The organism is Limnobacter sp. SAORIC-690 (genome assembly GCF_002954425.1).
Lineage (GTDB): Bacteria > Pseudomonadota > Gammaproteobacteria > Burkholderiales > Burkholderiaceae_B > Limnobacter > Limnobacter profundi.
Genome location: NZ_MQVZ01000001.1, coordinates 2532455 through 2548261 on the forward strand (window position 1 = coordinate 2532455; position 15807 = coordinate 2548261).

Below are 15807 nucleotides of genomic sequence, written 5' to 3' on the forward strand. Positions count from 1 at the left end.
TTAATCAAGCACCAAGCAGTGTTGGTGCGCATAGGTGGCCAGCTCGGCATTGCTGTTCACGCCCAGTTTTTCAAGTAGCCTTGATCGATAAGTACTGATTGTTTTTACGCTCAGGTGCAGTGCCTGTGCAATTGTAGACACACTTTCTCCCCTCACCAGGCGCATGAAAACCTGCATTTCTCGTTCAGACAATTCCTGATGCGCTGGCTTGTCACTTTCGCCAGCCATTTCACGGGCCAATAGTTCAGCTGTGTTGGCGGAAATATAGCGCCGACCCTGCGCCACTGTGTGGATCGCATTGATCAGATCGCTGCGGTCGCAGTCTTTACACAAGTAGCCACTCGCCCCACTACGAATCATGGACAAGGCGTAGCGTTCTTCTGAAAAGCTGCTGATGATCAACACCTGTGTTTCTTCATGGCGTTGTTTGACTGCCCGCAGCAGGTCGATGCCATTTTGATCGGGCAAGGACAGGTCAAGCATCAACACATCACAGTTGTGTTGACGCAGCAGGTTTTGGGCTTCTTCTGCGGTGCCGGCTTCAAACTGAATGGACATGCCCAGTTCTTCATTGAGCATTTCCCGAAATCCTGCACGCACAATTGCATGGTCATCAACAATGGCCAGTCGAATCATTTGAATATTCCTTGTGTTGTTATCAGGTGGGTAGGCCAGACTGGTCCTACAAGCGAATCGTCTTTGTCGGACAGATCAACGTTTGGACACTCCGTAGTATTGAACGCATGAAGCTTGATCAATACATACCTTTGATCTCGATTTCTTGTCAGTAGTCAGTTCAATAACCTTGAAGGAGTACAACCATGAAAAAATTGATCACTCAAACCTTGATCGCCTCTGGTGTTGCGTTGTCTGCGTTGAGCCCTGTGTACGCAGCCGAGCAGGGGAAGGAACCCATGAAAGCAGTGGGACAGTATGTGGATGACGCCACCATTACCACCAAGGTGAAGGCCAAACATGCAGAGGACGAAACCGTGAGCGCCTTGCGTGTGAATGTGGAAACCAAGCAAGGTGTAGTGGTGCTGTCGGGCGAGGCCAGAACTGAAGCAGAGGTGGAGCGTGCCGAGGTGTTGGCCAAGCAGGTGGAAGGTGTGAAAGCCGTTTCCAACAAGATTGAATTGAAGCCCAAGTCATAAGCTCAGATTGAGCCGACTTTAACCCAGTGCCCTGCTGGCCCTCGTGCTGGCGGGGCGTTGCAGGTGTCTGCCCATGAAACAGAATTGTACAAATTCATTGCCTTTGCGTGTGTTGCTGGTGGAAGACTCCATTGAATTGCAGGCGATGCTACAGGCCATGTTGAGCGAAATTCCCAGTGTTGAGGTGATTGCCAGTGTGGAGTCTGAAAACGATGCCTTGGCGGTGATGAGGGATGATCACACCGATTTGGCAATTGTGGACCTGGAATTGCGGTCTGGCACTGGCTTGGGTGTGCTGAAAAACCTGCACGACAGCCTGGATGGGAACAACAGACGAATTGGCGTTGTGGTTTTTTCCAACTATTCAAATTTGATCATTCGACACCGTTGTTTAAGCTTGGGCGCGAAGGCCTTTTTTGACAAGTCGTTTCAAATTGATGAGTTGCTTGAGTTTGTGCAGAAACAAGCCTCGGGCCATGCCAAAGGCTTGTCAGTCTGATTGTTGAATGGCTTTAAATGGCTTGTGCAGGCCCAAAAAACTCAAAATGCTGACGCTCGGCAGGTACGCCCAGCTTGCCCAGCATGTTCTTCACTGCGCCCATAAAGCCAACTGGGCCCAAAAAGTAAACCTGTGCATTGTTGGGCAGGTTTTTCGCAATGGTTTGGGGGTTGAGTAAACCATCCTGATTTTCATAAATGTATTCGGCAGTGATGTTGCTGTGCTGGGTACTTAATTGCTCGGTCAAGTTCTTGAAAGAGTGTTGCGCTGCATTTTTGCAGGCATGAATAAATCGTATCTCGCGTTGGCCTGCGGCTGCTTTCAGCATGGCGATGGCGGGGGTCAGCCCAACACCAGCAGTAATTAGCACCAAGGGGTCTTTGCTGTCATCGAGTACAAACTCACCGCAGGGTGGGCTTAGTTGTACTGTGTCGCCCACGGCCAGGTGCTTGTGCAAATGGTTGGAGACCACGCCGCCTTCTTCACGCTTGACCGAGATTCGATAGTGTTGCCCGTTGGGTGTGTCTGACAGGGAATAGTTGCGCATGACCGTTGTGCCATTCAGGTTCAGGTGCAGGGTGATGTATTGCCCCGGCTTGAAAGCCATGATCTCTTTGCCATCCAAAGGTTTCAGATAAAAAGAAGTGACCAGTTCGCTTTCTTGCTCTTTTTCGGCAATTGTGAAAGCACGTTGCCCCTCCCACCCTCCGGTGGACATGGCTTGTTTGGCATACAGATTTGCTTCGGCGTTGATCAAAATATCGGCGAGCTGGCCATAAGCCGCCGCCCAGGCGTCGATAATTTCGGGTGTGGCCGCGTCGCCCAATACTTCCTTCATCGCTTGCAGCAGGCATTCGCCCACAATCGGGTAGTGTTCGGCCTTGACACCCAGGGCAACATGCTTGTTGACGATGAGGGTAACCGCGTTCATCAACACAGCAGGGTTGTCGATGTGTTTGGCGTAGGCCAGAACTGCATTGGCCAGGGCGCGGGGTTGAGTGCCTTTTTGCTGGTGTGCGGGATTAAAAAAGGTGGCGGTAAGAGGGTATTTACTGAACATCAGTTTGTAGAAGTGCGTGGTCAATGCCTCGCCACCCTGTTCAAGTGCGGGAATGGTTGCCTTGATCCACTGTTTCTGTTCTGTGCTGACTGACATGCTGTGTTTCCTTTCTGTTCGATTGTAAACTGAATCATGATTCTCAGTGACAAACACTATCAAGATGCATGCCAGACCCTTGTATTTTAATAAGTTGTTGAAAATAAAAGGTAATAAGAAATATGATTTTGTTAAATATTTCAAATCATTGTTTAATCAACAGCGATTTGATATTGTGATTAAAACAATGGTTGTTAAATTAACAATTAAGGTATTAAACCGTGGAAATGTCCAGTTTTGTGTTGGCAGTGATTGAAGACCTGGGCGCAGACCTTGATCCATCAACCCGCTATATGCGCTATGTCAATTCCCTGGCTGCAGCATTGCCCGGCAACGCATGTGCCTTGCTGAGAAAGGAAGCTCGGCCTTGAGGCCACTGGCTGTTCGTGGTTTGACTCCCGACAGCCTTGGGCGCCGCTTTGAATTGAATGAGCATCCACGTTTGAATGCGATTGTGACTTACCGGGGGGTGACGCATTTCCCGAACAAGTCCACCTTGCCCGACCCTTATGATGGATTGCTTGAAGGCGTGCACGCCGGGGATTTGAATGTGCACGACTGTATGGGTTGCGCCCTGCATGTGAATGGCAAATTGTGGGGTGCCATTACATTGGACTCATTGAAGGCCGGTGTTTTTGATGTGAAAGTTGAACGCGCCATGGCCATGTTTGCACGTTTGGGCGAGGCGGTTGTGCATGTGGCTGAACTGACTGAAAAAACTGAGCGACATTCGAACTCTTTGTCACTGGGGCAGGGTGAGGGCAATGGTTTGAATGCTCTGGAAGGTGTTCAGCTGTCTCGCCGTGAAATGATCGGGGACAGCATGCCCATTCGTGAACTGAAACATGAAATTTTGACTGTTGCCAACAGTCAACTGGCGGTTCTGATTCACGGAGAAACTGGTGTGGGCAAAGAATTGGTGGCCCAAGCTTTGCACGCCATGTCCAGCCGGGCCAGTTTACCCTTGGTGGTGATTAATTGTGCAGCACTGCCAGATCAATTGATTGAAAGCGAATTGTTTGGCCACGTCAAAGGCGCATTTTCTGGTGCAGAGCGCGATCGCCAAGGCAAGTTTGAATTGGCCGACGGTGGTACTTTGTTTCTGGATGAAGTGGGAGAACTGAGCTCATCGGCGCAGGCCAAGCTGTTGCGGGTTTTACAAAGCGGACAGGTGCAACGCGTGGGCAGTGACAGAGAACATCGGGTGGATGTGCGTATTGTGGCAGCCAGCAATCGCGATTTGTCGGTTGAAGTGAAAGCAGGGCGGTTCAGGGCTGATTTGTATCACCGTTTGTGTGCCTACCCTTTACACATTCCGCCACTTCGCGAACGCGGAGACGATGTGGTGTTGCTGGCTGGCTATTTTCTGGAGCAGAACCGCAGCCGTTTGGGCTTGCGAAACCTTCGCTTGGGGCGGGGGTGCGAGGCTGCCCTGAAGCGCTACAGCTGGCCGGGCAATGTGCGGGAATTGGAACACACTTTGGGGCGAGCCGCATTGAAAGCGCGCCGGGATGAACCAGGCCCCATGGTGACTGTAGAACTAGAGCACTTGGACCTTGTGAGTGAAGCAAGGCACACACATGCCCTGACTGCCCAAGGCCTTGCAACAATTCCGAATGCGGGAATGGTCACCCCGACAGAAGGCATGCCTTACCGGGATGCTGTGGATGCTTTTTCCAGGGCCTTGGTACAGCAGGTGCTGGATAACACGGATGGAAATCGAGCCGCAGCTGCACGGCAGCTTGGGCTTGATTCCGGTAACTTTCACCGCATGCTCAAGCGGCTTGGCCTTTAAGCAGATACCCGTGCGGGCTCGCCTGTGGTGTTTTCCTGCAGGTATTGCAATGCTTCATTGACCTGGTCGATCAAGACCAACACCAAGTGGTCTGGGCCTGTTTCGTCCAGCGCCATTTGAATGGCCTTGAATTCACCGCGTACTTCGACCACGGATGGTTTTTTGTTGCCGGAGGCAAGTGCTATGCCCTGTTGAAGCAGTGCCAGCGTTTCACCATCTGGGCGGCCACGCTGGCAGGCGTCTTCATACAACACGATATGATCAAAAAAGCCACCCACCAAGCGACCTTGTTCGATGATGTCTTGATCGCGGCGGTCGCCCGCGGCGCTGATCACCACCGTACGTTTAACTGCCGGGATGTTTTTAAGCGTGTTGACCAGCGTCGATACTGCATCGGGGTTGTGGCCGTAATCGGCAATGACAGAGCCCCCTTTGTGCTTGAAGAAGTTAAAGCGGCCGGGCACCGTGTCGGGAGTAGACTGAAAGCTCCCGAGCGCGGCACGAATGGTGTTGAATGGCACGTTCAGGCCCAGGGCGGCGGCCACTGCACACATCACGTTTTGCACTTGAAAGGTAAACAAGCCATTGTTGGTTAGCGGTACATCCATCAGGTCAATGGTTTTTTCCATGTCGTCGTAGCTGATGTTGATAACGCGGCCATCGTGAATAATCACAGGGCGACCTTTGGCTTTGTGCGCGGCCACAATCGGGTTGTCTGGGTTGCTGGTGAAAAACAGCACGCGTCCTGGGGTCAGTTTGGCCATGTTGGCGGCATGTCGGTCATCAGCATTCAGCACGGCCAAACCATTGGGGGCTACGTTTTGAACCAGCACGCTTTTCAGCAGCGCAAGGTCTTCAACGCTGTCGATGAAATTCAGGCCCAGGTGGTCGCCCTCGCCAATATTGGTCACAATGCCTACATCGCACATGTCGAAGCCCAAGCCCTCACGCAGCATGCCACCACGTGCGCATTCAAGCACTGCAGCGTCAGCTTCGGGGTGTACCAGAACCTTGTGTGCACTTTTCGGCCCACTGCAATCACCTGTGTCGATCAGGTGTCCATTCACCACCACGCCTTCAGTGCCGGTAAAACCAACGCGCAAATTGTGGTAACGAAGAATTTGCTCAATCAGGCGAACCGTGGTGGTTTTGCCGTTGGTACCTGTAACTGCTACCACTGGAATTCGACCATTCTCATCTTTTTTGAACATCAAGTCGATTACGGCTGCGCCCACATCGCGCCCCTTGCCAATCGATGGCTCCAAGTGCATTCGCAAGCCCGGTGCAGCGTTCAATTCAACAATGCCGCCACCTTGCGATTCAAGTGATTCGTCTACGCGCTCACACACCACGTCGACACCGCAAACCTCAATACCAATTTGCTGTGCGGCCTGAATCACCATTTCTGCCATGGCAGGGTGAACGTTGTCGGTCACATCGGTGGCGCTCCCGCCGGTGCTCAGGTTTGCGTTGTTACGAAGTACAACTCGCACACCTTGTTGAGGCACCGATTCAGCTGTAAAGCCCTGTTTCTTGATTCGTGCAATGGCAATTTCATCCAGGCGAAGTTTGCTCAATGCACTGCCGTGGCCCTCGCCACGCAAGGGGTTGCGATTTTCAATTTCGACCAACTGGGCAATGGTGTGCACGCCGTCGCCAACCACAGAGGGAGGTTCGCGGCGCGCGGCCGCGACCAGTTTGTCGCCCACCACCAGGAAGCGATAATCGTGGCCGGGGATGAACTCCTCGACGATGGGCACGCCACTGCCGTATTTTTTGCAGCGTCAAAGGCAACCCGCAAGTGCTCTTCGTCCACAATATTGACAGTCACGCCTTTGCCTTGATTGCCGTCGCTGGGTTTGATTACAACACCTTTGTTGGTGGCCTTTGTTAGTTCACGAAAGGCTTCCACGGCTTCTTCAAATGTTTTCACCAGTTTGCCGCGGGGTGTGGGAATTCCGGCTGCGGACAAAATGGTTTTAGTCAGGTCTTTGTCCTGGGCTATTTCTTCAGAAATGGCGCAGGTTGTGTCGGTTTCTGCTGCCTGAATTCGGCGCGCTTTTGAACCCCAGCCCAGTTGCACAAGGCTGCCCTGAGTAAGGCGGCGAATGGGAATGCCGCGGCGCAGGGCAGCATTTACTATCGAGCCAGTGCTTGGCCCAAGTTTGCAGTCTTCATAAATTTCTTTCAGGCGTTCAATCGCTGAATTGGCATCGAAATCGTCGCCTGCCAGCGCAGCCAGAATAAGTTGGTGCGCTTCTTCAAATGCCGCACGGGCCAAATCTTCTTCTTCGTACTGCACCACCACCCGGAAATAGCCGGTGGTGATGTTGTCGGCCACATGGGCGAAGGTAACTTGTGACCCTGCATCAACCTGAAAACGCAAAGCTGCGCGGCTTAATATATGCGCCAAAGCAATGTTGCTTTGCTCGAACCCGGTGGCCCGTAGCGAACCGATGCCGGGCAGGGCGCTGCGAACACGCATTTCTATGTTGGCAAAGCGGTCGTAAAGGCGCTCATTTTCCTCGCAAAACACCAAAGCTTCCATGCTGGTGTTTTTGCTCCACAAATTGGGGCCGCGCAGGGCGCGAATGCGTTCAATTTTCATAATTCATCAACCTGTTGAGTGCATCAGCATTGGGTTTAATAGCGCTGCCGAAGATCGGCGCGCAGCAGGTGGTGTGGCACATCCATTGCCCAACCAGCGGCAGCAAGTGCCAGCGTTTTTGTAAGGCTCACTGGGGGCTGTTTCAGCGGAATCGGGCTGCGTTGCTCTGCCTCGGCCCGGCTACCCATGAAGTGAATGCTTTCACCTTGGTACACCACAGCCATGCCTCCGTTTTTCACATGTTCCGCAACAATGGGGTTGTCTGCGGTGCTGCTGATCCAGATCACCTTTCCATCGCACAGGTCTTTCAATGGCAGCAAGCTGACTTCGTCTGCGTTTACAACCGCGTGGCCGCTGCCCAGTACAAGGTCTACAACCGTGCGCATCACATTGAAGTGTTGCTCCTTGGTCAGAATATCCCATTCATCCAAGCCACCCATGTCGCCGAGACTGGTGATGACTGCCAAGCTGGCACGGTCGTAAGGCAGGCCTTCCGACAAAATGGTGCTGGCCTTAACCTGCATCACCAAGGTGTCCAGGTTTTTGTTGATCAGGCAGTTGCGGCCCGATTGCCAGTTCGCTGACGGGGCTTTGTTGATGGTGCGGCCATTCATGAGCAGGCCTTGGTCGCAGGCCAGGCCCACTTTGTGTCCCTGGTCTTCAAGAATTTCTGTGAGTTCAGGGCCAAAACCTTCTATTTCAAGGCCGCCCGAGTAAGAAATGGTAGGAATCCGGCCGTTGGCGTCACCTGGGAACAGCGATTCGATGATCGGTTTGCCCACGTTGCGGGCCTGGCCTTTCGCCGGCTTGATGTGCATAAGCAAGCCGGGTCCAGCATTGACTTCAACCACCGCCAGCGATTGCCCCTTGGGCGATTGGTCAATGTGCTCGCATACCAGGTCGATGCCCGCCACATCCAGGCCCACCACGCGGGCAGCCATACAGCACAAGCGTGCAATTTCGGGGTGAATCAAATCAGTGACGTCTTCGGATGCGTTGCTGTTGCGCTCGATCAACACTTTCACGCCATCGCCTATTACAGAGCTTGCTGTGTATCCCTGACGTTGTACTTCAAGAAATACAGCCGGGTTTTTTTCCACATTGACCGGACGTAAAGGGAAAATTTCAGATTCGCCACGGCGCGGGTCGGTGTTGATTTGCTGATTGCAAAGTTCTTGCAGGGTCGACTTTCCATCGCCCACCACATGAACCAATTCACCACGCGATACGGCAGCCACCTGGTAATTCACGACAAGAACACGGTGTTCGGTTCCGCGAATGAATTTTTCAACAATAACGCCGGTGTAACTTTCTTTGTCCGCAAGTGGCCATGCAGTTTTTACATCTTCTTCTTTGGTCAGCTCAAGTGAAACGCCGCGCCCCCAGTTGCCATCGACTGGCTTCACAACCACGGGCACGCCGATATCCTGTGCAATTTCCCAAGCGTGCTCGGGGCTCTTGGCCATTTCCCCCTCAGGAACGGGTACGCCACATTGCGCCAACAGCTCCTTGCACAGGTCTTTGTCGGCGGCAATGCCTTCGGCAATGGCTGAAGTTTTGGATGTTTCGGCAGTCCAGATTCGCTGCTGCTTGTTGCCGTGGCCCAGTTGAACCAGATTGCCGTCGTTCAGGCGAACAATCGGAATGCGACGCTCGTAAGCTGTATCCAGAATATGTTGTGTGCTGGGCCCCAAGCCATGCATGTCGCAGTGGTGCTTGATCACTTTCAGCTCGGCCTGTAGATCGTACTCCGCACCTTCGATTGCAGCGTGCAGCAAACGCACACCCGCCTCCAGGCAAGCCATGCCCACGACCGGGTCGGGGGTGCGAAACACCATTTTGTACACGCCTTCCTTGCTGGTCATCCGGGCTTTACCAAACCCCACTTCAAGGCCAGCCTGCGTATGCAGTTCAATCACGATGTGTTCGAGCATGTGGGCCGCGTAGGTGCCTTCGCGAACCCGCAAGAGGAATCCTCCCGGTTCACCAATTCCACAGCGATGGTCAACCAAACCGGGTAACAAAGCCGTTAATCGCTCGTAAAATCCTGGCAACAGGTTGGAAGGAAATTGTTCCAGTTCTTGAATATCCACCAACGCTTCAATGCAACTTCGATAGGTCCAGATATTCGGGCCGTCAAGCCACATGGTTCGGAGTATTACAAGGCATTTTTGCGTCATAAGCTGAGTGTCGGCAGGTTTGTTTTCGAGGATTGGATTTTCGATCAATGTTAACTCCGTGTCGCTGGAAATAGTGGTGTAACATCAGCGAATTCGCGAACTGAGGGGGTAATCTCATTGAAAATCGTTGGATTTTCACCGTCTGAAAACGAAGTACAACGCCTTTCAGAGGTTTGGGCCGCAAATTCACCAACCCAAGCGGTGTTTGTGGCTGACATGAATACTCGGCGTGAGTTTTCTCGCAGCCTTGTAGCCTTTAACGCCCATGAATTAATTGTGGTAGACAAGGAATTACAGGTGCCTGTTTTCAAAGCACCTTTCTCAAGTATTGAGAAAATTTCCATGTCCGATCATTCCGGTCTTTCTACGGTCCTGATTCAAGTCGATTCCGGGCAGGTGTTTCGCTTCTATGCAAGCTTCAGTTTGCACCGTGCGCTCGAGGAATTTGTCGAGTTGCTTGAAACCGCCGTGCGCGAATTCGAGCAGGGCACAGCACACACTGCCCAAATTCAGCACCCGGTGCCGCGCTTGCTGGCCGATGAAGAATTGGATGAGGCCGGTTTCGAAGAACCAGTTTCCTCGCGTGCATTGTTGCGCCTGTGGCGCTTTGCTCACCCTTATCGCTGGCGTTTGTTCGCCGGGCTGATTCTGACATTGCTGTCAACTGCCGCAACGCTGGTGGCGCCTTATCTTTCAATGCCGCTGATGGACGAAGTGCTGATTCCATTCCAGAACGGCCAACCCATGAACACTGAACTGGCTACGTTTTATCTCAGTGGTTTGTTGATATCGGCTGTGGTTGCCGCAGGCTTGAGCTGGGCAAGAACCTACCTTTTGGCTTTGGTTTCCGAGCGTATCGGTTCGGATTTGCGTACCACCACATTCAATCATTTGATGAGTTTGTCGCTGGATTATTTCAGCGCGAAACGCACAGGCGATTTGATTGCGCGCGTGAGTGCGGAAACTGACCGAATCAATTTGTTCCTTTCACTGCATGCGCTCGATTTCATCACCGACGTGATCATGATCGTGATGACTGCCATCATTCTCATGAACATAGATTTCGAGCTGGCCTTGCTGACTTTGCTGCCTTTGCCAATCATTGCCTGGATGATTCATCTGGTTCGCGAAAAGTTGCGCACAGGTTTTGAGAAAGTTGACCGCGTTTGGGGTGAGGTTACGAATATTTTGACCGACACCATTCCGGGTATTCGAGTTGTAAAAGCCTTTGCACAAGAACGCAGGGAGTCGGATCGCTTTTTGAAGGCCAACACCCGCAACCTCGAGGTGAATGACCGCATCAACAAAACCTGGTCGCTGTTTGCGCCCACGGTCAGCCTGCTGACTGAGCTGGGTATCTTGGTGATTTGGGCCTCTGGTATTTGGATGATCATGAACAATGACATCACGGTGGGTGTGTTAACGGCTTTCCTCGCCTACATTGGCCGCTTTTACACGCGGCTTGATTCCATGAGCCGAATTGTGTCTGTCACCCAAAAAGCGGCAGCGGGCTCGAAAAGGATTTTCGATATTCTCGATTACAAGTCGTCAGTGCCAGAAGCCGAGAACCCTGTGCACATTGATCAGCTCAAAGGCGAGCTTGAATTGCGCAATGTGTCTTTCCGGTACGGAAGTCGTCAAGTGCTTGATGGTGTGAACTTGAAGGTGAAGCAGGGTGAAATGGTCGGTTTGGTGGGCCACAGTGGTTCTGGCAAGTCAACGTTGGTGAATTTGTTGTGCCGTTTTTACGATGTAAGTGATGGCGAAGTGCTGGCCGATGGCATTGACATTCGTCAGATTGAAATGGCCAGCTACCGCAGAAACATCGGCCTGGTGTTGCAAGAGCCTTATTTGTTCTTCGGTACCATTGCTGAAAACATTGCCTACGGGCGCCCCGATGCCACCCGTGAAGAAATCATCGCGGCAGCGCGGCTTGCGCATGCTCACGAGTTTATTTTACGCCTCCAGCACGGTTATGACTCCCTGGTGGGCGAGCGTGGACAAAGCTTGTCCGGGGGTGAGCGGCAGCGAATTTCGATTGCGCGTGCCTTATTGATCGATCCTAAAATTCTCATTCTTGACGAGGCCACCAGCTCGGTCGATTCGCAAACCGAGAAGGAAATTCAAAAGGCCTTGGACAACCTGGTGCAGGGAAGAACCACTATTGCGATTGCACATCGGCTTTCAACCTTGCGCAAAGCCGACCGCATTGTGGTGATGGACCGTGGCAAGGTGGTGGAAGAAGGCCCGCACGATGAATTGCTGGCGGCGAAATCACACTTCTGGCATTTGCACCAGGCCCAGGAAAAACTGAAGCAGGAGCAAGCCCAATATGACTGACTGGCGATTGCATGAATCAACACAGGGCAAGCTGGCCTTGTACAAAGGCGATGAATTGGTGGCCGACCAGGTGATGCCAGTATTGGCCTTTCCGTTCTCTGCACCTGACGAAAGCATTTCGATTGTGGATGAGTACAGCAAAGAATTGGCCTGGCTGGACCGGCTTGATCAATTGGATGCCGACTCGCAGGCCGTGGTGAAAAACTACCTGGCGGTGCGCGAATTCAGGCCCACAGTGCTTCAAATTACCTCGGTATCCACCTACTCCACACCAAGCATCTGGACCCTGGAAACTGACAAAGGACCCTGCAAGTTTGAGTTGCCCACGGATGAAAGCATTCGACGCTTGGGGGGTAGCCGGCTGGTGCTGACGCATGCCAATGGCATGCAATTCATCATCGAAGACATGTTTGCGCTGGACGCCCGAAGCCGTCAAATTCTTGCCCGCTTCATGGCTTAAAAAAACACCTGTGAGCAATCGCTGACAGGTGTTTAAAGTGTCCTTGTACTACGGACAGGGGAGAGAGACAAAAAACAAGCTACTGCTTGGTACAACGGCACTGCAATTCAATTCTTTAAGCGGTTTCGAGCATGCTTTCTTCATTGAAGAAGCGGGTGGCTGCGTCTTGTTTGGTTTTTCCTGCCCGTGAAGGCATGTTGCACAAACCGCACTCATAGTTACCTACTAGGTCATAGGTGTGCACCACAAAGTTCCCTTCGCAGGTTTTACAGGCCGTGGTGGTCAACATGCCAGCATCAAAAAACTTCACCAGGCGCCATGCGCGGGTTAGGGACAACACTTCGGGCAGGCCCAAGGCAGTGATCTGCTCGCGATAAAGCTTATAGGCCTTGACCAGGCATTCGCCGTCTTCAAGGTCGGTGTGCTTGATGCAAGTGGAGTAAAAATTCATGAACAGCGAACAGTGAATATTGGGTTGCCAGGTCATGAACCAGTCTGTGGAGAAGGGCAGCATGCCCTTGGGTGGCGATTTTTGCTTGATTTCCTTGTACAGGCGAATCAGGCGTTCACGCGACAATTGGGTTTCGCTTTCAAGAACCTGCAAGCGGGCGTCCAGCTTGATCAAGTCAGAAGCAAGTTTGATCTGCACGGCCTCAGCCATCAAAGATTTAATCTTGGACATGTTTGTTCTCCAGCGCACCCGCAGGTGCATGAACCACGGTTGTTTTCTAAGTGCGCTTAAGCTGCAATTTGGGCGCTGCGGCCAGCCATCAAAATGGCAGCATGCATGCCTGAAATTGCGCGTTCTTTTCCGTGGTCGCAGAGGAGTTTCCACACGGCGGGGTCCTCGAACCGAATGCTGCACATGGGCACGTCGTTTGCTGCAATGCGCAAAACCTGTGCGGTGGTCAGTTGGTCCAGCAGGTCGGCTGTGTTTTCATCGATACCCAGGCGAATGATGGCCTCGGCTTTGTCTTCGTTGATGAGTTGTTTGGCCAGAAGCAGGTAAGATAAATTGGCTTCGCGAATTTGTTCCAGTAGTTCATTTGCTTTCATTTTGAACATCCTCCTATTCAAATCAAGCAATCTTTTTCAGAAGGTTTCGACGCTTCCCACAGACATCGATCCCAGTGAATGTATTGTTGATGAACCGCGAAAAAAACTAAGCCATCCAATTGCTGTAAGCGAGATCAGCGAGCAGCCATTGAGCATGTAAGAAGAAACCAGACAACGAGACAGGTGAAACAACAATGAGCAATGCGTTTATGAACTGGCTGTGCCGCAAACTGATCGACTCAAAATGCAAACAAATGGGCTTGATCAAAAGCAGCCTCAATACCGTAGACGGGCGCACCGCGTATTTCAAAGGCGGGCAGGGGCCCGACATGGTGTTGGTGCACGGCTTTGGCGCCAACAAGGAAAACTGGCTGGCACTGGCTCCGCGTCTGATGCGCCATTACACCGTGTGGATTCCAGACCTGATTGGTTTTGGCGAATCTGACCGCCCTAGCAACGCCCGTTTTAATATTGCGGAGCAGGCCGATCGGGTGGTGCGTTGGCTGGATGCGGTGGGCGTTAAGAATTTCCATGTCATGGGCAACTCCATGGGCGGTTATTTGGCAGGTGCTTGGCCGCCAACTTTGAAAACCGGGTTCTTAGCGCTTGTTTGTTAAACCCCGCTGGCGTGAAGGGTGCCGAGCACACCGCCATTGGGCGTGCGTTTGCCGACGAAGGAAAAATTATCCTTGCACCCACCAATTTTGAAGAATACGAGAAGGTGGTCAATCTTTGTTTCAATGGCAAGGCACCGCCCATGCCGGGTTTCATGCGCAAGTATTTTGGTCGCATGTCGATCAAGAACAAGGCACTGCTCGACCGGGTATTCATGGAATTCGTGAACCCGGATGCCAACGTCAGTTTGAACGAGATGGTGGAGAAAACCACTGTGCCGTTGATGGTGGTGTGGGGCGATTCAGACCAGTTGGTTCACCCCAGCGGCCTGGCTGTGTTGAAACAGGCTCAACCCGCGATTGTCGATTTAATGCTTGAAAACACAGGCCACTGCCCCATGGTCGAGCGGGCCTCTCTGGTTTACAAAGCGCACCTGGAATTCATGCCAGCATCTTGAATGGTTGGGCTTGCTCAATTTCAAGGGCAAGCTCAATCAGCCTGAATTCATGCCCCATGGCCGCGGCAAAATGTACCCCGACGGGGATACCTTCAGCCGTGTGGTGCATAGGCAGGCTGATGGCTGGCGCCCCTGCCACGTTTTGAGCAGCTGTGAATGATGCAAAGTTAACCAACCTTTCCCGCGCCTGCTCAAAAGGCAGATCAAGTGCCAGGTAACCTAGTGGCGGTGCGGGCTGGCCCAGTGTGGGGCTCAGCAGCACATCTAGGTCGGCAAATGCCGTGGCGTATTGCGCTTCAAACTGATAAAGCCTGCGCAAAGCGAACGGAAATTTCAGCAGGTTGCGCGTGAAATGTTTGGCCAAACCGTGGGTGAGTGGTTCAAGCTTTCCGGTGTCCATGTGCCGATCAACTGCCAGTTTGCCCAAGTGTGAAATGGATGCGGCCAGCATGCCCCAGTACAGCAAGAAATCGTCAGCAAACTGGGCGCTGATGGGCACCTTGATTTCCTGCACTTCGTGGCCCAACTCTTCGCACAGGGCAGCAGCTTTATGCACCGCTTCCACACAAGCGGTATCCGTTTCATCGCCAGAAATTTTCTGGGTGAACATGCCGATTTTCAGGCGCTTGCGGCCAGGGGTGGTGATGTGGCCCAGTGGTGGCAGTGTCGGGTTTTTGTAATGCTCTTCAGCCAAGGCGAAAAACGCCGCAGTGTCCCGAACGCTACGCGACACAATCCCGTCGCTGACAATATTGATGGGCAGGCTTTTCGCCATTTCATTCATGGCCAAACGCCCGCGGCTGGGTTTCAAACCCACCAGCCCGCAACATGCAGCGGGAATGCGAATTGAGCCACCGCCGTCGTTTGCATGGGCAATTGGAACCACACCCGCTGCCACCAAAGCAGCCGAACCGCCCGAAGAACCCCCTGTGCTGTGCCCAATGTTCCATGGGTTGTGCGCTGGTTCGGCTTTGCTGTACTCGGTGGTGGCGGTAAGCCCGAACTCGGGCAGCTTTGTTTTACCCAGCAGCACCACGCCTGTGTCGATAATCTGCTGTGCCACGGCGCTGGTGTGCTTTCTCGCCGTGTCGGGCATGGCGGCTGAACCGTGCCGAGTGGGTAAGCCTTGCAAATCCAGGTTGTCTTTCAAAAAGCCCGGTATGCCCTGAAACGCCCTGAAGTTGCCTACGTCGTCGTAAAAACGGGCTTGCGCCAATGCCGCTTCCTCTTGAAGGCACGCGGTGGCATGCAGTTCGGGGTTCACCAATTCAAGTCGTTGGTACGCGGCTTGAACCAATGCAGTTGCGCTGGTTTCGCCGCGTTGAAGTTGCCCCGCCAGGGCCACTGCATCGTTATGACCCAAGGCATCGGCATGATTAAACGCATGCACTCGTGTAGGCTTAATTGTCATTGTTGGTGGTCATTGTTGTTGGTCTAAGGCTGGCTGTCTCTGGCTTCAGTCTAAAATGAAAAATCTGCCTGTTTCA

14 protein-coding genes and 1 pseudogene are annotated in these 15807 nt (G+C 52.7%); 8 read left to right on the top strand and 7 right to left on the bottom strand.

The genetic code is table 11. The annotated features are described in order from the left end of the window. The gene (locus tag BSZ31_RS12100) at nucleotides 1-636 is read right to left on the bottom strand and encodes a response regulator transcription factor (RefSeq protein WP_105028970.1); all 636 of its coding nucleotides are present in this window, start codon (nucleotides 634-636) and stop codon (nucleotides 1-3) included. A gap of 185 nt (nucleotides 637-821) precedes the next feature. On the opposite strand from BSZ31_RS12100, the gene BSZ31_RS12105 reads away from it, so the two are divergent. Both BSZ31_RS12105 and BSZ31_RS12110 read left to right on the top strand, forming a co-directional pair. Then, nucleotides 822-1154, top strand: a complete 333-nt coding sequence (locus tag BSZ31_RS12105) for a BON domain-containing protein (protein ID WP_105028971.1) — start codon at nucleotides 822-824, stop codon at nucleotides 1152-1154. A 73-nt stretch (nucleotides 1155-1227) separates the two neighbouring features. Further along, nucleotides 1228-1653: a response regulator gene (locus tag BSZ31_RS12110; protein ID WP_105028972.1), complete on the top strand. Its 426-nt coding sequence runs from the start codon at nucleotides 1228-1230 to the stop codon at nucleotides 1651-1653. Nucleotides 1654-1666: 13 nt separating this feature from the next. On the opposite strand, the gene hmpA is transcribed toward BSZ31_RS12110, so the two are convergent. Beyond that, nucleotides 1667-2809, bottom strand: a complete 1143-nt coding sequence (gene hmpA, locus BSZ31_RS12115; protein WP_105028973.1) for an NO-inducible flavohemoprotein — start codon at nucleotides 2807-2809, stop codon at nucleotides 1667-1669. 221 nt (nucleotides 2810-3030) lie between these two features. Between hmpA and BSZ31_RS17830 the strand changes: the two genes are divergently transcribed. Then, a complete protein-coding gene (locus BSZ31_RS17830; RefSeq protein WP_369907269.1) occupies nucleotides 3031-3180 on the top strand; it encodes a hypothetical protein in 150 nt (49 codons plus the stop codon). Then, the gene (gene norR, locus BSZ31_RS12120) at nucleotides 3177-4604 is read left to right on the top strand and encodes a nitric oxide reductase transcriptional regulator NorR (RefSeq protein ID WP_369907270.1); all 1428 of its coding nucleotides are present in this window, start codon (nucleotides 3177-3179) and stop codon (nucleotides 4602-4604) included. Before BSZ31_RS17830 ends, norR begins: the two co-directional genes overlap by 4 nt. Here the strand turns inward: norR and cphA are convergent. Both cphA and BSZ31_RS12130 read right to left on the bottom strand, forming a co-directional pair. Next, nucleotides 4601-7212: pseudogene (cphA, locus tag BSZ31_RS12125) on the bottom strand (cyanophycin synthetase). The gene norR and the pseudogene cphA sit on opposite strands and share 4 nt — an antisense overlap. A 35-nt stretch (nucleotides 7213-7247) precedes the next feature. Next, a complete protein-coding gene (locus BSZ31_RS12130) occupies nucleotides 7248-9440 on the bottom strand; it encodes an acetate--CoA ligase family protein (RefSeq protein ID WP_240605702.1) in 2193 nt (730 codons plus the stop codon). A 168-nt stretch (nucleotides 9441-9608) separates the two neighbouring features. On the opposite strand from BSZ31_RS12130, the gene BSZ31_RS12135 reads away from it, so the two are divergent. Both BSZ31_RS12135 and BSZ31_RS12140 read left to right on the top strand, forming a co-directional pair. Beyond that, complete coding sequence (locus BSZ31_RS12135) at nucleotides 9609-11732, top strand: ABC transporter ATP-binding protein (RefSeq protein WP_105029862.1); 2124 nt, start codon at nucleotides 9609-9611, stop codon at nucleotides 11730-11732. After that, on the top strand, nucleotides 11725-12192 hold the full coding sequence (locus BSZ31_RS12140; protein WP_105028974.1) for a DUF1854 domain-containing protein: 468 nt from the start codon (nucleotides 11725-11727) through the stop codon (nucleotides 12190-12192). Before BSZ31_RS12135 ends, BSZ31_RS12140 begins: the two co-directional genes overlap by 8 nt. 115 nt (nucleotides 12193-12307) lie before the next feature. Here BSZ31_RS12140 and flhC read toward each other — a convergent pair whose 3' ends face one another. Both flhC and flhD read right to left on the bottom strand, forming a co-directional pair. Next, nucleotides 12308-12874, bottom strand: a complete 567-nt coding sequence (gene flhC / locus BSZ31_RS12145; RefSeq protein WP_168426962.1) for a flagellar transcriptional regulator FlhC — start codon at nucleotides 12872-12874, stop codon at nucleotides 12308-12310. A 56-nt stretch (nucleotides 12875-12930) separates the two neighbouring features. Beyond that, nucleotides 12931-13248, bottom strand: a complete 318-nt coding sequence (gene flhD, locus BSZ31_RS12150) for a flagellar transcriptional regulator FlhD (protein WP_240605703.1) — start codon at nucleotides 13246-13248, stop codon at nucleotides 12931-12933. 194 nt (nucleotides 13249-13442) lie between these two features. On the opposite strand from flhD, the gene BSZ31_RS12155 reads away from it, so the two are divergent. Together BSZ31_RS12155 and BSZ31_RS12160 are read left to right on the top strand one after the other, a co-directional pair. Next, nucleotides 13443-13865 (top strand): alpha/beta fold hydrolase, encoded by a 423-nt coding sequence (locus BSZ31_RS12155; RefSeq protein ID WP_105028977.1) that lies wholly within the window; start codon nucleotides 13443-13445, stop codon nucleotides 13863-13865. Continuing rightward, on the top strand, nucleotides 13820-14320 hold the full coding sequence (locus BSZ31_RS12160) for an alpha/beta fold hydrolase (protein WP_146106682.1): 501 nt from the start codon (nucleotides 13820-13822) through the stop codon (nucleotides 14318-14320). Before BSZ31_RS12155 ends, BSZ31_RS12160 begins: the two co-directional genes overlap by 46 nt. Here the strand turns inward: BSZ31_RS12160 and BSZ31_RS12165 are convergent. Further along, the gene (locus BSZ31_RS12165; protein ID WP_105028979.1) at nucleotides 14304-15731 is read right to left on the bottom strand and encodes an amidase; all 1428 of its coding nucleotides are present in this window, start codon (nucleotides 15729-15731) and stop codon (nucleotides 14304-14306) included. The genes BSZ31_RS12160 and BSZ31_RS12165 overlap by 17 nt on opposite strands. Nucleotides 15732-15807: the final 76 nt, after the last annotated feature.